Consider the following 21,806-nt stretch of genomic DNA (forward strand, 5'->3'; position numbering starts at 1 on the left):
GCGATGATATCCATGGTCACCCTTCCTTGCCTAATCGGGCTTCGCACTTTGCGGCCCAGGCGACTGTTCGGGTTCAATGGACTAACGGACGGGGCACCTCTCTCACCCACGCCCTGCAACGACCTGGGGGTTTGCGGGCTCCCGTCCGTCACCGCAACGTCTACAATAGCTGACCTGCGGCGCTTCGACTTACAAGGGGTATCTCTCCGCGCGTGACTCTCTCACTTCTGAATTCGCGGAAACAACCCCTCATCCGGCGCTACGCGCCACCTTCTCCCGCAAGGGGAGAAGGGAAGAGCAGCTACACCGGAATCCGGACGCTCGCCCTTAATCCCCCCATCGGGCTGTCGCCGAGGGTGATGTCGCCGCCATGTGAGCGTGCGATGTCGCGGGCGATGGCCAGCCCCAAGCCGGTGCCGCCTTCGTCCTGGTTGCGGGCGTTGTCGAGCCGCAGGAACGGCTTGAACACCTCTTCGCGCAAGTGCGCGGGAATGCCGGGGCCGTCGTCCTCGACCGTGACAGTCAAATAACGGTGATCGCGCTGGCCGTTGATGGCGATGCTCTTGCCGTAGCGCGCCGCGTTGGTGACGAGGTTGGCGAGGCAGCGCTTGAACGAGGCCGGCTTCACGGTCACCACGGGCAGGCCGTGGAACGCGACGGTCGCGGTGTGGCCGTGGCGCTCGGCGTCGCTGCGCAGCTCCTCGAGCGCCTGCGCCATGTCGGTCGGCTGCGACTGCTCGCCGGAATCGCCGCGGGCAAACGCAAGGTAGTCCTCCAGCATCATCGACATCTCGTCGACGTCCTTGCGCATGCCCTCGAGCTCTGGGTTGTCGCCGATCAGCGCCAGCTCGAGCTTGAACCGGGTCAGGATGGTGCGCAGATCGTGGCTGACGCCGGCAAGCATCGCGGTGCGCTGCTCCATCGTGCGCTCGATGCGTGACTTCATCTCGAGGAAGGCGACCGCCGCGCGCCGTACCTCGCGCGCGCCGCGCGGCCGGAAGTTCGGCGCCTCGCGGCCCTTGCCGAAACTCTCGGCGGCGTCCGCCAGCCGCAGGATCGGCTTGATCTGGTTGCGCAGGAACAGCACCGCGACGATCAGGAGGATCGAGGAGGTGCCGACCATCCAGAACAGGAAGATCTCCGAGTTCGAGGCATAGGCGGCGCTACGCTGCGCGAACACGCGCATCACGGCATCGTCGAGCTGGATCCGGATCTCGACGAGGTTGGAGCGGCCGACGGTGTCGATCCAGAACGAGCGTCCGATCTGGCGACCGAGCTGCACCGACAGCGTCTGGTCGAGCAGCGAGAAGAACGGCTTCGGCCCCGGCGGCGGCATGTCGCCGGCGGGGAGGAAGTCGACGACGAGGCCGAGGCGCTGCTGGGCGATGCGGCGGATCTCGTTGCGGTCCTTGTCCTGCGGATAGCCCTTGTAGACGTCGATCAGCGCGGCGATGTCCTGCACGACGGCAGCCGACAGGCGGCGCGTCACCGTGTTCCAGTGCCGCTCCATGAACACGAAGGCGACGACCGATTGCAGGATCACCATCGGCACGATCATGATGAGCAGCGCGCGCGCATACAGGCCGGTCGGCATCCAGCCCTTGAACGCGTTGCCCATCCAGCCATTGGCGGCGGAGACGCGGCCGGCGGCGCTCTTCAACAGCGTCAGGCCGGTATCGATCGTGCTCATCGGTCGCGCTTCACTGCTCTATGGCGAGGCCACCAGGCGGTAGCCGATACCGCGCACCGCCTGGAGGAACAGCGGATTGGCGGGATCGGTCTCGATCTTGCGCCTGAGGCGATTGATCTGCACGTCGACGGCGCGCTCGTTGACGCTGCCATTGCCGGTGAGCGCGCTGCGCGGCACGGTCTCGCCCGGCGTTTCCGAGAGAATCCGCAACATCTCGCGTTCGCGGTCGGTGAGGTGAATGACCTCCTCGCCCTGGCGCAGCTCGCCGCGATCGAGATGGTAGACGTAAGGGCCGAACGCGATCTTCTCCACCGCGGCGGTTTGCGGCGGCGGTGCGGCGCGCTTGAGGATGTTGTTGATGCGCAGCGCAAGCTCGCGCGGCTCGAACGGTTTTGCCACGTAATCGTCGGCGCCGATCTGCAGGCCTTCGATGCGGGCTTCGGCCTCGTGCCGCGCTGTCAGCATCACGATCGGCACCGAGGAGGAGGTCCGGATGAAGCGGGCGAGGTCGAAGCCGGTCTCGCCGGGCATCATGACGTCGAGGATCAGGAGATCGAAATGCAGGCCCATGAGCTTCGAGCGTGCATCGCCGGCGCTTGCGGCGGTGGTGACGCGATAGCCTTCGCTGGCGAGGAAGCGCGACAATAGATCGCGGATGCGGCGGTCGTCGTCGACCAGCAGCAGATGCGGCGCATCGTCGGCCGGTTCTGCCGGCGGGCGGGCGAGCGTGGCAGCCAACGGCACGTTCACTCCTTTCCGTCCTGATTGACGTTGGCGAAGATCGTCTCCAGCACCTTGTCCGGATCGTCGCGGTCGATCATCGCGCGCAGGAAACGCTTGACGGTCTCGGCATCCTGCGGCGCCAGCTCGGCGAGCGCCTTGGTGATCCGCGTGGTCTGGAGCCCGGCGAGCTTCTGCACCAGCGCCTCGCCCTTCGGCGTCGCGTAGAGCAGGCGCTGGCGGCGGTCATTGTCGCCGGTCTTCTGTACGATATAGCCCTCGTCCAGGAGCTGCTTGAGCACGCGGCCGAGCGACTGCTTGGTGATGCGCAGGACATCGAGAAGGTCGGCGACCTTGAGGCCGGGATAGCGATAGACGAAATGCATGACCCGGTGGTGGGCCCGGCCGAAGCCGAAAGCCTCCAGCTCCTGGTCGGGATCGCCGACGAAATCACGATAGGCGAAGAACAGCAGTTCGATGATATCCCAGCGCAAATTGCCTCCATCGCCTGCGGCCGGCCGCGGCTCGGCTGCGTCTTGAGAGGGAGTTGCGAAATTTATGTCAGGCATATTGACGTATCTTGGGTTCAATGTTACAAAACGATCAGCCCGCACGAAATTTTAGATCGCTTCGCGTCGGGTGGCAGTTCTAGGAGCGGCCGGAGAGAGCCAGACAGGCGGCGACGGCCGAAGCAGATCTACCGTGCGATTGTCGAGCGGCATTTCGGCAAAACATACTGGACTTCCGCGTTCCGCAAAAGCATGTCCTCGGCGACATGCTGGCCACGGAAACCGGCCGTAACAAGGCTGGCGGCGGTCCAGCCACAACCTAATCAAGCCAGCCGGGCCCAAACAGGGCAGGCGGGCGCCAAAACAGCGCCGCTACCGGCAGCGGGAGGCAAGGACATGAGTATGAAATTCGACATCCAGCCCGCATCCAATCCGACATCCGAGAAGGACCGCGTCGCCAAGCTGGTGGATCCGGGCTTCGGGCGGGTCTTCACCGATCACATGGCGATCGTCCGCTACAACCAGGCCAAGGGCGGCTGGTACGAAGCACGCGTCGAGGCGCGCGCCAACTTTCAGCTCGATCCGGCCGGCGCGGTCCTGCACTACGCGCAGGAAATCTTCGAAGGCCTCAAGGCCTACAAGCGTGACGACGGTGGTGTGAACCTGTTCCGCCCCGACGCCAATGCGCGCCGCTTCAAGGACTCCGCCGACCGCATGGCGATGGCGCAGCTGCCCGAGGACGTCTTCATCGAGGCGGTCGAGCAGGTCGTGCGCATCGACCGCGCCTGGATGCCGGGCGGCGAGGGCAGCCTCTATCTGCGCCCCTTCATGATCGCGAGCGAGACCTTCCTCGGCGTCAAGCCGTCGTCCGAATACATCTTCGCGGTGATCGCTTCGCCGGTCGGCTCCTATTTCAAGGGCGGACCTGCGCCGGTCTCGATTTGGGTCTCGGAGAACTACACCCGCGCCGCGATCGGCGGCACCGGCGCCGTCAAGTGCGGCGGCAATTACGCGGCCAGCCTGCGTGCGCAGGCCGAAGCGATCCAGCACGGTTGCGATCAGGTCGTCTTCCTCGACGCGGTCGAGCGCCGCTATATCGAGGAGCTCGGCGGCATGAACGTCTTCTTCGTGTTCGAGGACGGCTCGCTCTCGACGCCGCCGCTCGGCACGATCCTGCCCGGCATCACCCGCGACTCCATCATCGCGCTCGCGAAGGATGCCGGCAAGACGGTGCGCGAGGAGCCGTACTCGCTCGACCAGTGGCGCAAGGATGCGGCGAGCGGCAAGCTGAAGGAAGCGTTCGCCTGCGGCACCGCTGCCGTGATCTCGCCGATCGGCAAGGTGCGCTCAGTGAGCGGCGATTTCGAGATCGGCGGCGGCGCCGCCGGCCCCGTCGCCATGGGCCTGCGCAAGCAGCTCATCGACATCCAGTACGGCCGCACCAACGATCCGCACAACTGGATCAAAAAGGTGTTTTGATCGACATACTCGCTGCGCTCTTCCTCTCCCCTTGCTCCCACAAGGGGAGAGGGCAGAAGCGCAACGTTGTGTGGCTTATTGCGCACTGAACGCGCTGCTGCCGACACGCGACAAAGCCAGGAGACATCGAAGCATCCTGGACATCGCGAACATGGCAACACAACTCTCCCAGCCCCTGAAATGGGTCGTTCTCGCCGCAATCACCGGCGTCAGCGTTTTCGGCATTCTGACCATCGGGCCTGTGCCGGAGGTCGTAGCGCAAGACCGCTCACCGATCGTCGACGTGCGCACCACCGATCCCGAGATGAACACCGCGATCGCGCGCGCCCGCGGTACGCTCCCCACCTTCTGGGCGTCCTATGACGCGCCAAAGCCGTCGGAGACCGGGCACGCCTTGAAGGTGCGCTTTTCGACCCGCAGGGGCGGAGAGCATATCTGGATCGGCGACGTGAAGAAGCTGCCGAACGGCACCTATTCGGGCCTCTTCGCCAACGAGCCGCGCGATCTGCCGGGCAAGCGGGCCGGCGACGCGGTCAAGTTCAGCGAAGCGGACATTTCAGACTGGATGTTCATGCGCAACGGCAAGATCGTCGGCGGCGAAACCATCAAGCCGACGCTGAAGTCGCTGCCAAAGGCGGATGCGGATGCCCTGCGGGCCCGGATGGAGCAGCCGTAGAGGAAGGTAATGGGGCTCGGCCCCTAACCGCACACTCCGTCATGCCCGGGCTTGTCCCGGGCATCCACGTCTTTGGCGCCATCACCGTGGCACGTGGATGGCCGGGACAAGCCCGGCCATGACGAGTTCTGCGGATAGCCCGGTTGCCGCTTTGCGCGTCGGCTGGTAAACGCCGCGCATGGCCGAGAAACCCAAAAAACCCCAGAAACTGAAGGCGCGCCTGCCGCGCGGGCTCGAGGATCGCGATCCCGCCGCGATCCGGGCGACGCGCGAGATGGTCGAGAAGATCCGCGCCGTCTACGAGCTCTACGGGTTCGAGCCCGTGGAAACGCCGGCGATGGAATACACCGATGCGCTCGGCAAGTTCCTGCCCGACCAGGATCGTCCGAACGAGGGCGTGTTCTCGTTCCAGGACGACGACGAGCAGTGGATCAGCTTGCGCTACGATTTGACCGCGCCGCTCGCGCGTTACGTCGGCGAGCGCTACGGCACCGACGGTCTGGTCCTGCCCTACCGCAGCTACCGCGTCGGCTACGTGTTCCGCAACGAGAAGCCCGGCCCCGGCCGCTTCCGCCAGTTCATGCAGTTCGACGCCGACACGGTCGGCTCGGCGACGCCGGCGGCGGATGCCGAGATCTGCATGATGGCCGCGGACACGATGGAGGCGCTCGGCATTGCGCGCGGCTCCTATGTCGTGAAGGTCAACAACCGCAAAGTGCTCGACGGCGTGCTCGAAGCCATCGGGCTCGGCGGCGACGAGAACGCAGGCCGCAGGCTGACCGTGCTGCGCGCCATCGACAAGCTCGACAAGTTTTCCGCCGACGAAGTGCGCAAGCTGCTTGGCCCCGGACGCTGGGATGGCGGCGAAGAGGGCAAGGGCGACTTCACGAAGGGCGCCAATCTGAGCCCGGCAGAGGCTGACGTTGTTCTTGCCATCACCAAGCCGCGCGACGATTGGAAAGAGGCCGTCGCCGCGGCAGAGACTTATCTCGCCAAGAGCGAGGTCGGTCAGGCCGGCGTAAGCGAGCTGGAAGAAATTGCAAAACTGGTGACGGCGTCGGGTTACGGCGCAGATCGCATCAAGATCGATCCGTCCGTCGTGCGCGGCCTCGAATATTACACCGGCCCCGTTTACGAGGTTGAGCTGCTGCTCGAGACCAAGGACGAGAAGGGCCGCCCGGTGCGGTTCGGTTCGGTCGGCGGCGGCGGACGCTATGATGGTCTCGTCTCGCGCTTCCGCGGTGAGCCGGTGCCGGCGACCGGTTTCTCGATCGGCGTCTCGCGCCTCCAGGCCGCGCTGACGCTGCTCGGCAAGCTCGACACGCGGCCCGAGTTCGGCCCCGTCGTCGTCACCGTGTTCGATCGCGACCGCGTTGCCGACTACCAGAAGATGGTGGCGTCCCTGCGCGGTGCCGGCATCCGTGCCGAGCTCTATCTCGGCAATCCCAAGAACATGGGCAACCAGCTCAAATATGCCGACCGCCGCAACTCACCTTGCGTGATCATCCAGGGCTCGGATGAAAAGGCGCGCGGCGAGCTGCAGATCAAGGATCTGATCGAAGGCGCCAAGGCCGCCGCCGCGATCGCCTCCAACCAGGAGTGGCGCGAGAGCCGCCCGGCGCAGTTCTCGTGCAGCGAAGCCGACCTCGTCGCAAAGGTGCGCGAAGTCCTGGGCCGCCATGACGTAAAGTGGGGATAGCCATTCCGGAAGGCCGTCACGCCCGGGCTTGTCCCGGGCATCCACGTCTTGTTTGATGGCGACCGTCAATGGCCGGTGTTCGGCCGCAAGGGAGAGAACGATGCCTGAGATTACCGTCAGCATGGCCGAAGGCCGCACCGACGAGCAGAAGGCCGGCATGATGCGCGACATCACCCAGGCCCTGGTGAAGAATCTCGGCGTCGATGCCGATGCCGTCGTCATCCAGATCAACGAAGCCCCGCTCCGTCACAAGATGAAGGGCGGCAAGACCTTTGTTGAGCGCGCTGCGGCTGCGAAGAAATAGCGCCTGGCGGTTCGACTAACACAGGTGTCGTCCCCGCGAACGCGGGGACCCATAACCACAGGGCGTGGTGGTGGGGCGAGTTGGTAACTCCGAGTTTTCAAACTCGATCCTGTGGTTATGGGTCCCGGATCTGCGCTTCGCTTGTCCGGGACGACACTGAGCAAGCATCATGGACGCACGCGACTTCATCAAGGTCGGCATGAGCGCCGAGCGCACGCTGGTGGTGCCGGCTGAGCGGACGGTCGGGCATTTCGTGCCCGGCATGCCCATGGTCTATGCGACGCCGATGATGATCCTGGAGATGGAGATGACGTCAGGCGATGCGATCCGCGCCGCGCTTCAGCCGGGCTGGGTCACCGTCGGCACCGAAGTCGATATCCGCCACCTCGCAGCCGCTCTCGTCGGTGCGACCGTGCGGACCACCGCGAAGGTGGTCGCGGTCGAGCGCCGCGTCATCCGCTTCGAGGTCGAGGCATTCGAGGGCGCGCGCAGGCTCGGCGAGGGCCGCCATGCGCGTGGGCTCGTGAATGTCGAGATGTTCAACAAGCGGCTAGCCGCAGGCTCGAAACTGTAGTCGTAGGGTGGGCAAAGGCACGAAGCGCCGTGCCCACCATCTTTTCGGGATCGCGAACGAAGTTGGTGGGCACGCTTCCGCCTTCGCTCGTCGAGCTTCGGCGGACAAGCCGCTTTGCCCACCCTACGACACCTGCTTACTTCGCCAGCTCCTTCGACCGCTTTGTCGCGGCCGCGATTGCGCGGATCATCAGCTCGCGCAGGCCGGGCTCGCCCATCAACACGCCGAGTGCCGCGGCGGTGGTGCCGCCGGGCGAGGTGACGTTCTGGCGCAGCGTGGCGGAGGGAAGCTCCGACTGATGCAGAAGCTCGCCAGAGCCGGCGACGGTTTCGCGTGCAAGCTTCGTCGCCAGCGCTTCAGGCAGTCCGGCCTCGACGCCGGCGCGCGCGAGCTCTTCGGCGAGCAGGAACACATAGGCCGGCCCTGAGCCGGACACCGCGGTGACCGCATCCATCAGGGCCTCATCCTCGACCCATTCGACCGAGCCGGTGGCACGCAGCAGCGCATCGGCCACCGCGCGCTGCGTGGTGCTGACGTTCTTCGCCGCGACGGCGACCGTGATGCCGCGGCCGATCGCGGCCGGCGTATTCGGCATCGCGCGCACCACGGCGCCACCGCAGACCTCCTCGAGCGATGCGATTGTGGTTCCCGCCATGATCGAGACCACCGAGGTCTTGTCCGAGACGAATGGCTTCAGCCTGGCGCCGGCCTCGCGGATCATCTGCGGCTTCACCGCGACGACCAGAGCCTCGACCGTGCCGGCGGCCTCGACATCGGGATTGAGCGCAACGCCGTTGGCGGCAAGCGCGGTGATCTCAGGTGAGATGTGCGGATCGATCACCGCGACGCGACGCGGATCGAGCCCGCCCGAAAGCCATCCGGTCAGCATCGCGCCGCCCATCTTGCCGGCGCCGGCGAGGAGGATGGTGCCGGTGATGTTCTTGAGAGTGCTGCTGTCTGCCACTGTGGTCACCACAAACAAAGGTGTCGTCCCGGCGAAGGCCGGGACCCATAACCACAGGCGGTTCTAGTGGATGGAGGGCGGAGCAACAAGCATCGCGCGATACGGAGAAATCACGCGGTATGGGGTCCTGGATCTGCGCTCCGCTTGTCCGGAACGACGCCGAGGAGGGCGCGCGCGTCCCTCATCATCTTGGAGAGAGGCCTTACGCCTCTCCCACCGTGTCGAACATCGCCGCGTCCATCGCCTGCGCGGTGGTCTTGCCGGCCCACACCACGAACTGGAACGCGGGAAAGTAGCGCTCGCAGGCATGGATGGCGCCGGCGAGCATGGCTTCGCATTGCGCGGTCGAGGCGGTCAGCCCGCCCGGCAGCACCAGCGCCTGGCGGTGCATGATCATGCCGGTGTTGGTCCACAGGTCGAAATGGCCGACCCACAATTGCTCGTTGACCGCGGCGACCAGCCGTTGCACTTCGCCCCGCCGCGCAACCGGAATCTTCATGTCGAAGGCGCAGGCCAGATGCAGCGCCTCGATCTCGCCCATCCAGGTGAAGGAGATCTGATAGTCGGTCCATTGTCCCTTGGAGACAATCGTGAGCTCGTCTTCGCCGGAGCGTTCGAATGGCCAGTTGTTGCTGGCAGCGATGTCCTCGACCACCGCGAGCGGGTGATTTCTGGAATCGATAGTGCCTTCGAGCAGGGACATTCCGTCTCGACCTCTTGCCTTCTTGTTGTCTTTGATACGCACTCGGTCGGCCCGGCGCGCTCCCTCAACGTCGCTGTCGCGATCCCCTCGGATCAGCGCGAGCCTGTCGCGGATCAAGTGATGTGATTTGCGGAATCTGCGCAACTGGCTGCCGAGTCCGTCCACAAGCCAGGACTCGTTCGTCCACAGCTCATCTCCGCCACAATTCTTAACGAATGAGAACAAATCGGAATCGGATTCGCCGATGGCGCGCCAATCGTTAATTCCGCCGGGCGAGGCCACACCCGTCATGGCGGCATGGGACCATGCGGTTTTTCATGCGGAACGCGCTTGCTGCGGCCGCCGGGCGGCGTCATATTTCCGGTCAGGCCGTTCATCCCGGGCGGCCGATGTTCTCAGGGCGGGGTGAAAGTCCCCACCGGCGGTAAGGGTCGCAAGGCCCAAGCCCGCGAGCGCCTTCCCCCAGGAATCTTCCTGAAAAGGAATTTTGCCGAAGGGAAGGGTCAGCAGATTCGGTGCAACTCCGAAGCCGACGGTTAAAGTCCGGATGAAAGAGAACGGTCGGTGGCAGACGCATCGCGAGGTGCGGCTGCTTGTCGTTCCGTGTGCCCTGATTCTGGTCCTTTGAAGGAAAGCCATGAATCAGATGTTGCAAGACCCCCAAACCGAAACTTCCGAAGTCACCCAACCGCCGGTTCCGCAGGATCCGGCACCCGAGCATCCGCGCTTCGCGAAACCGCAGCGGGTGGCCTTCGTGCAGGCCTGCTGGCACCGCGACGTGGTGGAGGAGGCCCGCATCGCCTTCGTGAAGGAGGCAGCCGCGCGTCACCTCAATCATGTCGACGTGTTCGAGGTGCCGGGCTCGTTCGAGATCCCGCTGCATGCGCAAATCCTCGCCAAGACGCGGCGCTACACCGCGATCGTCGCGGCCGGCCTCGTCGTCGACGGCGGCATCTACCGCCACGAGTTCGTCGCCGACACCGTGATCAAGGCGCTGATGGACGTGCAGCTGCGCACCGAGGTGCCGGTGTTCTCGGCGGTGCTGACGCCGCAGCAATTCCACGAGACCGAGGTGCACTACGATTTCTTCCGCAGGCATTTTGCGATCAAGGGCGTCGAGGTCGCGGAAGCCTGCGCCAACACGCTGCTCGGGCTGGAGCGCCTGCGCGGCCAGGTCGCGGCGGGCATTGTGTAGCGGTCCACTCACACGCCGCTGATTGTCAATCCCGCCGCCGTCCCTATAAAGTCGGCGGCGGGAGGAGGCCGTGCCGTGGAGACGGGGCGGCCGACAAGATCATGTTCGAAGGACACGATCCCTATCTCGTCGCGCTCTCTGTGGCGATCGCGAGTCTGGGTGGCTATACCGGCTTTGCGCTTGCTGCTCGCATCCGCAACACGCCCGGCGTCAGCAACCGCGTTCTGCTCGCGGGTGCGGCTGCGTTTCTGGCCGTCGGCATCTGGACCATGCATTTCGTCGGCATGCTGGCCGCGCCGCTGCCGCCGGACACGGTCTATCTCGTTCTTCCCACCATCATCTCGTTCCTGATCTGCGCGCTGGTGGTCGGCATCTCCTTGTTCTTTGTCTCGATTGGCGAGCCATCCCTGAAGCGAGTGGCCTCGTCGGCCGTTTTGCTCGGCGTCGGCATCGCCATCATGCATTATGTCGGCATCCACGGCCTCGCCGGTCATTTCGGTATCGTCCACGACCGGACCATGGTGCTGCTCTCGGTCGTGGTCGCGATCGTCACCGCCTATGGCGGGTTGCGCGCCTTCCTGGCGCAGCAGGAGGGCGTTCGGCTGATCGTCAGCTCGATTGTTTTTGGCATCGCTGTCTCCGGCATGCATTACACGGCGATGCTCGGCATGCATTTCGAGCCGCTGACCGGCGCGGCGCATCACCATGTCGGCGGCGGCCTTGCCGCATCGCAGCAAATCCTGTCGATCATCGTTGCGGTCCTGTGCTTCGTCATCGCAGCCGGCTTCCTGCTGTCGCTGGTTCCCGATCAACGGCGTCAGATGTCGAACTCTGTTGCTGCCGAACCGGCTGCTTCGCCGGTCGCGGCCGCCGCCATCGAACTGATCGCTGCGCCGGCTGCAGCTCCGCGCCCGGTGGCCCCGCTCGGCGGTCTCGGCCAGCCGCCCCGCGCGCCGGTTCCCCGGTTGCCGGTCGAGAGCGCCGACGGCACGCACTTCATTGAGACAGCCAATGTCCGCAGCGTCCGGGCCGATGCGCATTACACCCGTGTTCACGACGGCACCCGCGAGCGAATGTGCCCCTGGTCGATCTCGGAGGCCGAGGCCCAGCTCGATCCCTCGCTGTTCCTGCGGGTGCACCGCAGCCATATCGTCGCGATCCCCCATGTCGCGCTGGTCCGGAAAGAGGGGGATGGCGCCGTACTCGAACTCGACGGCCCGTCGCCGCATCGGGTCCCGGTCAGCCGGGCCAAGATAGCCGAGGTGAAGGCAAGGCTGGGGCTGGCGAACCGGCGGCACGCGTAGAGTCGGGCCGCACGCTCTTTCTTACCCTCCCCTGGAGGAGGGGCGCTTCGCATGGAGCGGAGCGTAGTGCGGAGCGGAGTGGGGTGACGATCCCTCCGCGATGAATCCTGCCCGAGTGGAGAGACCACCTCGCCCGCGCTTCACGCGGTCGACCCTCCCCCTCCACGGGAGGTAAGTGGCCGCCCGCCATACGTCGCTACCCCTGACGCAATTCGTGCGTTCCCCGCCGCAACTCGTGCGAAATCCGCTGTTCCGTGCCCCAACGATTGCGGGCCGCCCCGCCGGGAGTGACCGTCCCCTCCAACGTCCGCGCCGTCACGCGCAAAGGACGACGAGGAGGAGATGATGATCCCAGGCTCATTCAGCTATCATCGGCCGGCGAGTGTCGCCGATGCCGTCAAGCTCTTGTCAGACCTTGGTGAGGATGCCCGGCCCCTGGCCGGCGGGCACAGCCTGGTGCCGATGATGAAGCTTCGGCTCGCCACCCCCGCCCATCTGATCGACCTGCACGGCATCGCCGCGCTGAAGGGCATCAGCCGCGACGGCAACAATCTGGTCATCGGCGCGATGACCACCCAGCACGAGTTGCTGGCCTCCGACGAAATCGCCAAGTCGATGCCGATCCTGCATGAAGCGGCACTGCTGATCGCCGACCCGCAGGTGCGCTACCGCGGCACGATCGGCGGCAATGTCGCCAATGGCGATCCCGGCAATGACATGCCGGCGCTGATGATGACCTTGGGGGCAAGCTATCGCCTCGAAGGCCCGGGTGGCTCCCGCGACGTCGCGGCAGCCGATTTCTACCAGGGTGCCTATTTCACCGCGCTCGAGCCTGGCGAAATCCTCACCTCAGTCTCGGTTCCCGTGCCGGCAGCCGGCCACGGCTACGCCTACGAAAAACTCAAGCGCAAGGTCGGCGACTACGCCACCGCAGCCGCCGCCGTCGTTCTCACCATGGCGAGCGGCAAGGTCGCGACCTGCGCGATCGGGCTCACCAACGTCCACGAGACGCCGCTGCTCGCTGCCGATGCCGCCAAGGCCGTGATCGGCACCAGCCTCGATGCGGCGACGTTGAAGAAGGCCGCCGCTGCGGCCGAAGCGATCATGGCACCGGCCGCGGATGCCCGCGGCCCGGTCGAATACCGAAAACATGTCGGCGGCATCATGGTGACGCGCGCGCTGCAGCGCGCCGCCGCTGTCGCGAAGTAAGGGAGGGAGATCGATGGCCAAAACACACGTCACCATGAAGGTGAACGGCGCCGAGGTCGAAGGCCTCGTCGAGCCGCGCACGCTGCTGGTGCATTTCATCCGCGAGAATCTGCAGATGACCGGCACCCATATCGGCTGCGAGACGACGCATTGCGGCGCCTGCACCGTCGATATCGACGGCATGTCGGTGAAGTCCTGCACCATGTTTGCGGTGCAGGCTGATGGCAGTGACATCACCACGGTCGAAGGCATGGCCAACGCCGACGGCACGCTGTCGGCCCTGCAGGAAGGCTTCCGCATGATGCACGGCCTGCAATGCGGCTTCTGCACGCCCGGCATGATCGTCCGCGCGCATCGGCTGCTGAAGGAAAATCCCTCGCCGAGCGAGCCGGAAATCCGAATGGGCATCTCCGGCAACATCTGCCGCTGCACCGGCTACCAGAACATCGTGAAAGCCATTCAATACGCCGCCGCAAAAATCAACGGGGTGGAATTCCAGGAGGCCGCAGAATGAACGACCTCACTCCCACGCGGGAACAACGCACCGCCGCACTCGAAGGCATGGGCTGCAAGCGCAAGCGCGTCGAGGACATCCGCTTCACGCAGGGCAAGGGCAATTACGTCGACGACGTCAAGCTGCCGGGCATGCTGCATGGCGACTTCGTCCGCTCGCCGCACCCGCATGCGAGCGTCAAGAAGATCGACGACAGCGAGGCGCTGAAGGTGCCCGGCGTGCTCGCGGTCATCACTGCCGAGACGCTGAAGACGGTGAATCTCGCCTGGATGCCGACCTTGGCCGGCGACGTGCAGATGGTTCTGGCCGACGGCAAGGTGCTGTTTCAGAATCAGGAGGTCGCCTTCGTTGTCGCCACCGACCGCTATGCGGCCGATGACGGCATCAACGCGGTCATCGTCGAATACGAGCCGCTGCCCCCGCTGGTCGATCCCTTCAAGGCGATGGACGCGAACGCGCCGGTGCTGCGCGAGGACCTCGTCGGCAAGATGTCCGGCGCGCATGGCCCGCGCAAGCATGACAACCACATCTTCGAGTGGACCGTCGGCGACAAGGAGCTGACCGACGCGGCCTTCAACAAGGCGGAGGTCAAGATCAAGGAGATGATCTCCTATCACCGCACACATCCGTCGCCGCTGGAGACCTGCCAGTGCGTCTGCTCCTTCGACAAGATCAAGGGTGAGTTGACGATCTACGGCACGTTCCAGGCCCCGCACGTGATCCGCACGGTGGTGGCACTGATCGCCAAGCTGCCGGAGCACAAGATCCACGTCATCGCGCCCGACATCGGCGGCGGTTTCGGCAACAAAGTCGGCGCCTATCCCGGTTATATCTGTGCAGCGGTGGCCTCCATCGTCACCGGCAAGCCGGTGAAATGGGTCGAGGACCGCATCGAGAACCTCACCGCGACCTCGTTCGCGCGCGACTATCACATGACAACCGAGATCGCCGCGACCAGGGACGGCAAGGTGACGGGCCTGCGTGTGCACGTGCTCGCCGACCACGGCGCGTTCGACGCCTGCGCCGATCCGTCGAAATGGCCGGCCGGCTTCTTCAACATCGTCACGGGATCCTATGACTTCCCGACCGCGCATCTGGCGGTGGACGGCGTCTACACCAACAAGGCCCCCGGCGGCGTCGCCTACCGTTGCTCGTTCCGCGTCACGGAGGCTGCCTATTGCATCGAGCGCGCCATGGATATTCTGGCGCAGAAGCTCAACATGGACCCCGCTGAACTCCGGCTGAAGAACTTCATCAAGCCGGAGCAGTTCCCCTATCACTCGGCGCTCGGCTGGGAATACGATTCCGGCGACTACCATACCGCCATGCGCAAGATGATGGAGACGACCGGTTACGCCGCGCTCCGGAAAGAGCAGGCGGAGAAGCGTGCCGCGTTCGCGCGGGGCGAGACCCGCGAGATCATGGGGCTCGGCATCTCCTTCTTCACCGAGATCGTCGGTGCCGGCCCGTCGAAGAACTGCGACATCCTCGGCATCGCGATGTTCGATTCCTGCGAGATCCGCATGCATCCGACCGGTGCGGGCATCGCGCGCATGGGTACCAAGAGCCAGGGCCAGGGTCACGAGACCACTTGGGCCCAGATCATCGCCACCGAGATCGGCATTCCCGCCGACAACATCATGGTGGAGGAGGGCAACACCGACACCGCGCCTTACGGGCTCGGCACCTACGGTTCGCGCTCGACACCGGTGGCGGGCGCCGCGATCGCGATGGCTGCGCGAAAGATCAAGGCCAAGGCGCAGATGATCGCGGCCTACAAGCTCGAGGTCCATGAGGACGATCTCGAATTTGACATCGACGGCTTCCGGGTGAAGGGCCTGCCGGAAAAATTCATGTCGATGAAGGATATCTGCTGGGCGGCCTACAATTCGGTCCCGCCGGGCATGGAGCCGGGGCTGGAGGCGGTCAGCTATTACGATCCGCCCAACATGACCTATCCGTTCGGCGCCTATCTCTGCGTGATGGACATCGACGTCGATACCGGCGTGTACAAGGTCCGGCGCTTTTACGCGCTCGACGATTGCGGCACCCGCATCAACCCGATGATCATCGAGGGCCAGGTGCATGGCGGCCTCACCGAGGCCTTCGCCATCGCGATGGGTCAGGAGATCCGCTACGACGAGGTCGGCAACGTCGTCACCGGCTCGTTCATGGACTTCTTCATGCCGACCGCGGTGGAGACACCGCATTGGGAGACCGACTTCACCGTCACCCCGTCGCCGCATCATCCGATCGGCGCCAAGGGTGTCGGCGAGAGCCCGAATGTCGGCGGCGTGCCGGCCTTCTCCAACGCCGTCAACGACGCGTTCTCGTTCCTTGGGAGCACGCACATCCAGATGCCTCATGATTTCTGGCGCAACTGGAAGGCTGCGAAGGATCTGGGAGCGGTGGCCTGACGATGAAGGGCCGTGACGAGATCGCGCAAGCCTTGGCCGCATCGGGCTATATCGCCGATGCGGACCTCGCGACTGCGATCTCGCTGATGCAATTGTTGCGGCGTCCGCTGCTGCTCGAAGGCGAAGCGGGCGTCGGCAAGACGGAAGTGGCGAAAGCACTCGCAAAAGTGCACGCGACCGAGCTGATCCGGCTGCAATGCTACGAGGGCCTCGATCAGTCCTCCGCGCTCTATGAGTGGAACTACCAGCGCCAGTTGCTGGCGATCCAGGCCCATCGCGGCGCCGACAGCATCGAGGACCAGGTCTTCTCGGAAAAATACCTGCTGGAGCGTCCGCTGCTTGCCGCGATCCGCCGCGCACAGGCGCCGGTGCTGCTGATCGACGAGATCGACCGCGCCGACGACGAGTTCGAGGCCTTCCTGCTGGAACTGCTTTCGGACTTCCAGGTCTCGATCCCCGAGCTCGGCACGATCGCGGCCGTCACGATCCCGCATGTCGTGCTGACCTCGAACGGCACGCGCGAGCTCTCCGACGCGTTGCGCCGGCGCTGCCTTTATCATTATGTCGACTATCCCGACGTTGACCGCGAGACCCGCATCATCCTGGCGCGCGTCATGGGCGCCAGCCCGTCGCTGTCGCTCCAGATCGCGCGCATGGTCGAGGGTGTGCGCAAGGAGGAGCTGCGAAAAGTCCCGGGCGTGGCGGAGACGCTGGATTGGGCGGCAGCTCTCGTCGGCCTCGACGTAACCAATCTTCATGACGCACCCGAGACTGTGCATGAGACGCTCGTCTGCCTGTTGAAGACTCACGAAGACCGCGCCCGTGTCACGCCAGAGGTGACGCAGCGCCTGCTGGGGAAGGTCGCATGAGTTGCTGTGGCTCCAGCCCCGGATATGATGACCTCAACGAGGTCTCGCGGCTCGTGTCCGCGAGGCTTGCCGCCTTCCTGCGCACGCTGCGCGAGGCCGGCTTTCGCGTCGGGCTCGCCGAAGGGCAGGACGCTGCGACGCTGATGTCATCGGGCTATGCGGCCCGGCCGGGTCTGCTGCGCGCGGCGTTCAAGCACCTGTTCTCGGCACGCAAATCCGACTGGGACAAGTTCGACGGGTTGTTCGACGCGTTCTGGCTCGGCAAGCGCGTGCGCTCACGGTCCCGCACGATTGGATCAACACCGGGCGCCAGCAATCCCTCGCTGAAGAGCTTGCAGGATGCCGCGGCGGAGCAGGGCAGTAACCAGTCCGCCGCCGACCAGCTTCCGTCCTCCGACGACGCGCCGGAAGGCCGCTCCGGCGAGGGCCGCATGGAAGGTGCTTCACGCGCGGACAATCTTGCCGAGGTCGATTTCCGAAAGCTGAGCGATCCAGACCAGGTCGCGCAGGCCCATGAGGCCGCAGCCCAACTCGCCAAGGCCATGCGCACGCGGCTGACCCGGCGCGATCTCGCGCGCCGGCGCGGCTACCGGCTTGATCTCCGCCGCACCATCCATCGCAACATCAGCCATGGCGGCGTTCCTATCAGCCTGGTGAAACGCCAGCGCAAGGACAAGCCATTGCGGCTCGTCGTGCTGCTCGATGCCTCGGGCTCGATGAGCATGTATACCGCCGTGTTCCTGCGCTTCATCCACGGTGTGCTCGACCAGTTCCGCGAGGCCGAGGCGTTCCTGTTCCACACGCGCCTCGCCTACGTCTCCGACGCGATGAAGGAGAAGGATGCCGGCCGCGCGCTCGACCGCCTCTCGATCATGGCGCAGGGCGCGGGCGGCGGCACCAGGATCGGCGAAAGCCTCCAGACCTTCAATCGCTGGCATGCTTCGCGCGTCATCCATTCGCGCAGCTGCGTGATGATCGTGTCCGATGGCTACGAGACCGGCGATGCCGCACTGCTCGGCCGCGAGATGGCGGCGTTGCACCGGCGCTGTCGCCGCATCGTCTGGCTCAACCCGATGATGGCGTGGGAAGGCTACACGCCCGAAGCGCGGGGGATAAGAGCCGCGTTGCCGCATGTCGATCTCTATGCGCCCGCGAATTCGCTGCAAAGCCTGCGTGCGCTCGAACCCTATCTGGCGAAGCTTTGAGGAGGCTTCCGATGAGCGCTCATGTCGAGGTGCTGGATGTAGTCGCACAGATGAAGGCCGCCGAGCGTGCCTTCGTGCTCGCGACGGTGGTGCGTACGGTGTCGGTGACCGCGGCGAAGGCTGGCGCCAAGGCGATCATCGCCGCCGACGGCACCATCGTCGCGGGTTGGATCGGCGGGGGCTGCGCCAAGGGCGCGGTGCTGAAGGCGGCGCGCGAGGCGCTCGCCGATGGCGAGCCACGCATGGTCTCGGTGCAGCCGGAGAATTTGCTGGCCGAACTCGGCGTCAGCGCGGGCGAGAGCCGCGACGGCATTCGCTTCGCCAGCAACATGTGCCCGAGCAAGGGCACGATGGACATCTTCGTCGAGCCCGTGCTGCCGCATCCCTCGCTCGTCATTCTCGGTGCAAGCCCCGTGGCGCTGTCGCTTGCGGCGCAGGCGCGCGTGCTCGGCTATCACGTTACCCTCGCTGCGCCCGCTGCCGATCTCACGGCGCAGCCGGATGCAGACGCGATTATCGACGGTTACCAGCTTGGCGAGCTCAACGACGCCAAGCGCTTCGTCGTGGTCTCGACGCAGGGCAAGGGCGACGAAGTGGCGTTGCGTGCGGCAGTCGCGACCAGGGCCGACTATCACGCCTTTGTCGGCAGCCGCCGCAAGATGGCTTCGCTCCGGGCAAAGCTGATTGCGGAAGGCGCCAGTAGCGCGGCGATCGACGATTTCAAGGCGCCGGCCGGGCTCGATCTCGGCGCGATCACGCCGGAGGAGATCGCAATGTCGATCCTCGCCGAGATCACCAGAGAACGCCGGCGCGGCCAGCGCGCCGCCAGTCAAACAGCAAGCAGAGAGTGAGACACCGATCATGCAGATGAACGACAGCCAGCGAATTCCCGCCTCACGCGAACAGGTGTGGGCGGCGCTGAACGATCCCGCTGTGCTGAAGCAGTGCATCCCCGGCTGCCAGTCGCTCGAGGTGACCGCGCCGAACGAGATGACCGCGACGGTGGTCTTCAAGGTCGGCCCGGTGAAGGCGACGTTCAGCGGCAAGGTGACGCTGTCCGATTTCGATCCGCCCAACTCCTATCGCATCTCGGGCGAGGGCTCCGGCGGCGTCGCCGGCTTCGCCAAGGGCGGCGCGCTGGTGCGGCTGGAATCCGAGAGTGCCGACGTGACGGTGTTGCATTACGAAGTCGATGCGCAGATCGGCGGCAAGCTCGCGCAGTTGGGAGCGCGGCTGATCAATTCGACCGCGACGAAGCTGGCGGGGGAGTTCTTCAAGTCATTTGCCGACGTGGTGAGCGCGAAGGCCGAGGCAGGCTAGCTGCCGTATGGTGGGCAAAGCGACTTGTCCGCCGTAGCTCGAAGAGCGAAGGCGGAAGCGTGCCCACCATTCTCTATCGCAAACAAAGACGGTGGGCACGGCGCTTCGCGCCTTTGCCCACCCTACGATATCCGCGCAAGCTGACCCTGCTCACCCCAACGACACCCCCGCCTTGGCCCGGCTGATCCCCAGCGTCAGGATGCGCTGCAGGAGATCCGGATATTTGAGCCCGGCATGTTGGGCCGCCGTGGCGAACTCCTGGCTCTTGGCGATCTCGGGGTTGGGATTGGCTTCGATGAAATACGGCGTGCCGTCGGCGGCGAGACGAAAATCGATGCGTGCGTAACCGTCGAGGCCAAGAGCCCGGTAAATGCGCTTCGCGGCGCGCTGGATGCGCGCGGTGACTTCGGGCGCGAGGTCCTTCGCCGGCCCGTCGACGATGCCGAGCTTCTCCTGATAGTCGGTGTCGTGCTTGGCTTTCTCCGTGGCGATGTGCCGCGATCTTCGCCCACCCATGCTGCCGAATTTCAGCTCCCAAACCGGCAGGACGCGCAGGCGGTTGTTGCCGAGCACGCCGACATAAAGCTCGCGCCCCTCGATGAACTGCTCGGCGATGGCGGCGGTTTCGCTCCGATCGTGGATGAAGGCGACGCGCTCCGCGAGCTTTTCGTCGGTATCGACGATGGAGGCCTGAGAAATGCCGGCAGATCCATCCATGTTCAGGCTCTTGACGATCAGCGGCAGCGCAAGATGCTTCGGCCGCCTGACCTTGCGTCGCATCGGGAAAACGGCGAAGGCCGGCACCGCGATGCGGCGGTGATGCACCAGCGTCTTGGACAGATCCTTGCCGCGCGCCAGGATCAGGCCGCGCGGGTTGCAGCCGGTGTAGGGGACTTTCATCAGTTCGAGATAGCTGGCGATGTGCTGGTCGTAGGCGACGTTGTAGTGGAATTCCTCCAGCAGCGTGAACACCACGTGCGGCTTGAACTCCTCGATCGCTTCGCGGACCGGCCTGATTTCCTCCTGCGCGCCGAGGGCGCGAACCTCGTGGCCGGCTGCACGCAAGGTGCTCACCACGTCGTATTCCGTCTTCCAGTTGTTGATTTCCTGCGGCGTGTATCCGTCGGAGGAGTCCGGAGGCATGAAGTCCGGATGCATCAGCACCAGAATGCGTGAGCGTCTCATAGCGCGATCCATTTGCGCCGAGACGGGCCAAACAGCGCGTGCATCGTCTTGGCGGTCACGAGGACGGTGAAATCGAGAACGAGCTTTTGTTCGGGGCCGACGGCGCGCAGATCGAGCTCACGGCAGCGGGAGATCATATCATCGAGCACGGCATCGAGCGTGAGCTGGTTCTCGCCCGTCCATCGCGCGACCAGCTGCCTGATCTGCGCGCGGTGCCGCCTGATCAGGGCGGAAGCCGGCTTTGAGCGGTGATGCCGTGGATCGGCTGAAAACAGCCGGGAGAGGTCGCGGTCGTAGGTCTTCGGCGGCGTGAAGGTGTAGAACGCCTGCTTCTTCTTGTAGTGCTCTTCGAGCGTCTGGCCGAGCCGGCCCAGCGTATCGACACGCTCTCGCGTCGTGATCAGAGGCCGCTTTCCCGCGATCTCGCTCATCAGCTCGTCGACATATTCGAGCTTCTTCAGTGCGGGCCAGCCGGCGTATCGCGTCCGCCAGTTCGAGCGCGGCCGCAGCCACACCGCAAAGGTCTCGGCGAAATCCTCGTCCGGATGGCTCTGCGCGTACCACAGCCGGAGATGCTGGACGTAGCGCCTGCTGGCAGGATTGGGCCGGTAGTAGCGCGGATAGTGTTTCGACGAGGGGCCGAACAGCTGCTGCCAGCGCCGGCGGCGCTGCAGCTGATAGCCGTGTTGGATGGCATGGCCGGCCTCGTGACGGAGGATGGCCATGCACTCGCGCCAGGTCCCGCCCTCGACGTCGAACATCATCTTCTTCTCGAGCTTCATCAGACGGGGATGGGCGAGATAGAAGGGGATGGCGATGCCCGGCACATCGCCCGGACTGAACCATTCGCTTGAGATCCATGTGTGCGGCCGCAGCCGGATGCCCCGCTCTTCGAGCTCCTCATGGAGCGTGCTGACGCAGTCCTCGAGCCAGGTGCCTTTGACCGTAACCCTCAGGCTGGAGAGGCGCTGCTTGAGCAACTCGTCATCCGACAGCTTCTCCCAGGCAAATTTCCGGCGCGGCATCAGGAATCCAAGGGGGCAGGGATGGCTCGGTATCCGGATGATGTCATGGGCGGCCGTTGGCAACAACCCGTGGGGGCCGCGTCGTAAGGGACGGACGGCGCTCGCGCTCCCTCGCCCCGCTTGCGGGGAGAGGGTGGGGTGAGGGGGAGTCTCCACGGGGGGCGGTGAGAGTGAGACTCGCGGAGAGTCCCTCTCACCCGGAATTCAGGCTTCGCTTGAATTCGGGCCTCTCCCCGCAGGCGGGG

General features: G+C 65.2%; 21 protein-coding genes and 1 riboswitch. Of the genes, 14 read left to right on the forward strand and 7 right to left on the reverse strand.

What is annotated here, in order from left to right; genetic code table 11:
• Window positions 1-301: 301 nt before the first annotated feature.
• From QJT78_RS29890 to QJT78_RS29900, 3 genes are read right to left on the reverse strand one after another with little or no spacing between them, the layout of a single operon-like run.
• Window positions 302-1,690, reverse strand: coding sequence for an ATP-binding protein (locus QJT78_RS29890; protein ID WP_028151545.1), 1,389 nt, complete (start codon window positions 1,688-1,690; stop codon window positions 302-304).
• 18 nt (window positions 1,691-1,708) lie between these two features.
• The gene (locus QJT78_RS29895) at window positions 1,709-2,440 is read right to left on the reverse strand and encodes a response regulator transcription factor (RefSeq protein WP_028151546.1); all 732 of its coding nucleotides are present in this window, start codon (window positions 2,438-2,440) and stop codon (window positions 1,709-1,711) included.
• On the reverse strand, window positions 2,437-2,979 hold the full coding sequence (locus QJT78_RS29900; protein WP_028151547.1) for a MarR family transcriptional regulator: 543 nt from the start codon (window positions 2,977-2,979) through the stop codon (window positions 2,437-2,439). The genes QJT78_RS29895 and QJT78_RS29900 overlap by 4 nt, the downstream gene beginning before the upstream one ends.
• A 336-nt stretch (window positions 2,980-3,315) precedes the next feature.
• On the opposite strand from QJT78_RS29900, the gene QJT78_RS29905 reads away from it, so the two are divergent.
• From QJT78_RS29905 to QJT78_RS29925, 5 genes are all read left to right on the forward strand, one after another.
• A complete protein-coding gene (locus tag QJT78_RS29905; protein WP_028151548.1) occupies window positions 3,316-4,398 on the forward strand; it encodes a branched-chain amino acid aminotransferase in 1,083 nt (360 codons plus the stop codon).
• A gap of 151 nt (window positions 4,399-4,549) precedes the next feature.
• Window positions 4,550-5,074 carry a DUF2314 domain-containing protein gene (locus QJT78_RS29910; protein WP_028151549.1) on the forward strand — a complete coding sequence of 175 codons (525 nt, stop codon included), beginning with the start codon at window positions 4,550-4,552 and terminating at the stop codon, window positions 5,072-5,074.
• A 178-nt stretch (window positions 5,075-5,252) separates the two neighbouring features.
• Complete coding sequence (gene hisS, locus QJT78_RS29915; protein ID WP_028151550.1) at window positions 5,253-6,773, forward strand: histidine--tRNA ligase; 1,521 nt, start codon at window positions 5,253-5,255, stop codon at window positions 6,771-6,773.
• 55 nt (window positions 6,774-6,828) lie between these two features.
• Window positions 6,829-7,077 (forward strand): tautomerase family protein, encoded by a 249-nt coding sequence (locus QJT78_RS29920; protein WP_071909549.1) that lies wholly within the window; start codon window positions 6,829-6,831, stop codon window positions 7,075-7,077.
• Between the two features lie 169 nt (window positions 7,078-7,246).
• The gene (locus QJT78_RS29925; protein ID WP_028151551.1) at window positions 7,247-7,651 is read left to right on the forward strand and encodes a hotdog domain-containing protein; all 405 of its coding nucleotides are present in this window, start codon (window positions 7,247-7,249) and stop codon (window positions 7,649-7,651) included.
• Between the two features lie 136 nt (window positions 7,652-7,787).
• Here the strand turns inward: QJT78_RS29925 and proC are convergent, their stop codons facing one another.
• Both proC and QJT78_RS29935 read right to left on the reverse strand, forming a co-directional pair.
• Window positions 7,788-8,624, reverse strand: coding sequence for a pyrroline-5-carboxylate reductase (proC, locus tag QJT78_RS29930; RefSeq protein ID WP_028151552.1), 837 nt, complete (start codon window positions 8,622-8,624; stop codon window positions 7,788-7,790).
• Between the two features lie 193 nt (window positions 8,625-8,817).
• Complete coding sequence (locus QJT78_RS29935) at window positions 8,818-9,318, reverse strand: YbjN domain-containing protein (protein WP_028151553.1); 501 nt, start codon at window positions 9,316-9,318, stop codon at window positions 8,818-8,820.
• 387 nt (window positions 9,319-9,705) lie between these two features.
• A riboswitch (FMN riboswitch) is annotated at window positions 9,706-9,881 on the forward strand.
• Window positions 9,882-9,955: 74 nt separating this feature from the next.
• On the opposite strand from QJT78_RS29935, the gene QJT78_RS29940 reads away from it, so the two are divergent.
• From QJT78_RS29940 to QJT78_RS29980, 9 genes are all read left to right on the forward strand, one after another.
• Window positions 9,956-10,513: a 6,7-dimethyl-8-ribityllumazine synthase gene (locus QJT78_RS29940; protein ID WP_014491991.1), complete on the forward strand. Its 558-nt coding sequence runs from the start codon at window positions 9,956-9,958 to the stop codon at window positions 10,511-10,513.
• Window positions 10,514-10,614: 101 nt separating this feature from the next.
• Window positions 10,615-11,817, forward strand: coding sequence for an MHYT domain-containing protein (locus tag QJT78_RS29945; protein ID WP_028151554.1), 1,203 nt, complete (start codon window positions 10,615-10,617; stop codon window positions 11,815-11,817).
• Window positions 11,818-12,162: 345 nt separating this feature from the next.
• Window positions 12,163-13,026 carry a xanthine dehydrogenase family protein subunit M gene (locus QJT78_RS29950; protein ID WP_028151555.1) on the forward strand — a complete coding sequence of 288 codons (864 nt, stop codon included), beginning with the start codon at window positions 12,163-12,165 and terminating at the stop codon, window positions 13,024-13,026.
• A gap of 13 nt (window positions 13,027-13,039) precedes the next feature.
• Window positions 13,040-13,540 carry a (2Fe-2S)-binding protein gene (locus QJT78_RS29955; RefSeq protein ID WP_038943922.1) on the forward strand — a complete coding sequence of 167 codons (501 nt, stop codon included), beginning with the start codon at window positions 13,040-13,042 and terminating at the stop codon, window positions 13,538-13,540.
• Window positions 13,537-15,957, forward strand: coding sequence for an aerobic carbon-monoxide dehydrogenase large subunit (locus tag QJT78_RS29960; protein ID WP_038943923.1), 2,421 nt, complete (start codon window positions 13,537-13,539; stop codon window positions 15,955-15,957). The genes QJT78_RS29955 and QJT78_RS29960 overlap by 4 nt, the downstream gene beginning before the upstream one ends.
• Before the next feature lie 2 nt (window positions 15,958-15,959).
• Window positions 15,960-16,826 (forward strand): MoxR family ATPase, encoded by an 867-nt coding sequence (locus QJT78_RS29965; protein ID WP_028151556.1) that lies wholly within the window; start codon window positions 15,960-15,962, stop codon window positions 16,824-16,826.
• Window positions 16,823-18,031 carry a VWA domain-containing protein gene (locus QJT78_RS29970; RefSeq protein WP_028151557.1) on the forward strand — a complete coding sequence of 403 codons (1,209 nt, stop codon included), beginning with the start codon at window positions 16,823-16,825 and terminating at the stop codon, window positions 18,029-18,031. Before QJT78_RS29965 ends, QJT78_RS29970 begins: the two co-directional genes overlap by 4 nt.
• 11 nt (window positions 18,032-18,042) lie before the next feature.
• Entirely contained in the window at window positions 18,043-18,882 is an 840-nt protein-coding gene (locus tag QJT78_RS29975) for an XdhC/CoxI family protein (protein ID WP_028151558.1), read from the forward strand.
• 10 nt (window positions 18,883-18,892) lie between these two features.
• On the forward strand, window positions 18,893-19,351 hold the full coding sequence (locus QJT78_RS29980) for a carbon monoxide dehydrogenase subunit G (protein WP_028151559.1): 459 nt from the start codon (window positions 18,893-18,895) through the stop codon (window positions 19,349-19,351).
• 150 nt (window positions 19,352-19,501) lie between these two features.
• Here QJT78_RS29980 and QJT78_RS29985 read toward each other — a convergent pair whose 3' ends face one another.
• Both QJT78_RS29985 and QJT78_RS29990 read right to left on the reverse strand, forming a co-directional pair.
• On the reverse strand, window positions 19,502-20,536 hold the full coding sequence (locus QJT78_RS29985) for an ATP-grasp domain-containing protein (protein WP_038943925.1): 1,035 nt from the start codon (window positions 20,534-20,536) through the stop codon (window positions 19,502-19,504).
• Window positions 20,533-21,561, reverse strand: coding sequence for a putative zinc-binding metallopeptidase (locus QJT78_RS29990; RefSeq protein WP_028151561.1), 1,029 nt, complete (start codon window positions 21,559-21,561; stop codon window positions 20,533-20,535). Before QJT78_RS29990 ends, QJT78_RS29985 begins: the two co-directional genes overlap by 4 nt.
• Window positions 21,562-21,806: the final 245 nt, after the last annotated feature.

Source organism: Bradyrhizobium sp. Mp27 (genome assembly GCF_029953005.1).
Classification (GTDB): domain Bacteria; phylum Pseudomonadota; class Alphaproteobacteria; order Rhizobiales; family Xanthobacteraceae; genus Bradyrhizobium; species Bradyrhizobium barranii.

Coding starts and splice junctions, on each gene's coding strand:
- QJT78_RS29890 (WP_028151545.1), bottom strand. CDS start 1,690: ATGAGCACGATCGATACCGGCCTGACGCTGTTGAAGAGCGCCGCCGGC.
- QJT78_RS29900 (WP_028151547.1), bottom strand. CDS start 2,979: ATGCCTGACATAAATTTCGCAACTCCCTCTCAAGACGCAGCCGAGCCG.
- QJT78_RS29905 (WP_028151548.1), top strand. CDS start 3,316: ATGAGTATGAAATTCGACATCCAGCCCGCATCCAATCCGACATCCGAG.
- QJT78_RS29910 (WP_028151549.1), top strand. CDS start 4,550: ATGGCAACACAACTCTCCCAGCCCCTGAAATGGGTCGTTCTCGCCGCA.
- hisS (WP_028151550.1), top strand. CDS start 5,253: ATGGCCGAGAAACCCAAAAAACCCCAGAAACTGAAGGCGCGCCTGCCG.
- QJT78_RS29920 (WP_071909549.1), top strand. CDS start 6,829: ATGGCGACCGTCAATGGCCGGTGTTCGGCCGCAAGGGAGAGAACGATG.
- QJT78_RS29925 (WP_028151551.1), top strand. CDS start 7,247: ATGGACGCACGCGACTTCATCAAGGTCGGCATGAGCGCCGAGCGCACG.
- QJT78_RS29935 (WP_028151553.1), bottom strand. CDS start 9,318: ATGTCCCTGCTCGAAGGCACTATCGATTCCAGAAATCACCCGCTCGCG.
- QJT78_RS29940 (WP_014491991.1), top strand. CDS start 9,956: ATGAATCAGATGTTGCAAGACCCCCAAACCGAAACTTCCGAAGTCACC.
- QJT78_RS29945 (WP_028151554.1), top strand. CDS start 10,615: ATGTTCGAAGGACACGATCCCTATCTCGTCGCGCTCTCTGTGGCGATC.
- QJT78_RS29950 (WP_028151555.1), top strand. CDS start 12,163: ATGATCCCAGGCTCATTCAGCTATCATCGGCCGGCGAGTGTCGCCGAT.
- QJT78_RS29955 (WP_038943922.1), top strand. CDS start 13,040: ATGGCCAAAACACACGTCACCATGAAGGTGAACGGCGCCGAGGTCGAA.
- QJT78_RS29960 (WP_038943923.1), top strand. CDS start 13,537: ATGAACGACCTCACTCCCACGCGGGAACAACGCACCGCCGCACTCGAA.
- QJT78_RS29965 (WP_028151556.1), top strand. CDS start 15,960: ATGAAGGGCCGTGACGAGATCGCGCAAGCCTTGGCCGCATCGGGCTAT.
- QJT78_RS29970 (WP_028151557.1), top strand. CDS start 16,823: ATGAGTTGCTGTGGCTCCAGCCCCGGATATGATGACCTCAACGAGGTC.
- QJT78_RS29975 (WP_028151558.1), top strand. CDS start 18,043: ATGAGCGCTCATGTCGAGGTGCTGGATGTAGTCGCACAGATGAAGGCC.
- QJT78_RS29980 (WP_028151559.1), top strand. CDS start 18,893: ATGCAGATGAACGACAGCCAGCGAATTCCCGCCTCACGCGAACAGGTG.
- QJT78_RS29985 (WP_038943925.1), bottom strand. CDS start 20,536: ATGAGACGCTCACGCATTCTGGTGCTGATGCATCCGGACTTCATGCCT.
- QJT78_RS29990 (WP_028151561.1), bottom strand. CDS start 21,561: ATGCCGCGCCGGAAATTTGCCTGGGAGAAGCTGTCGGATGACGAGTTG.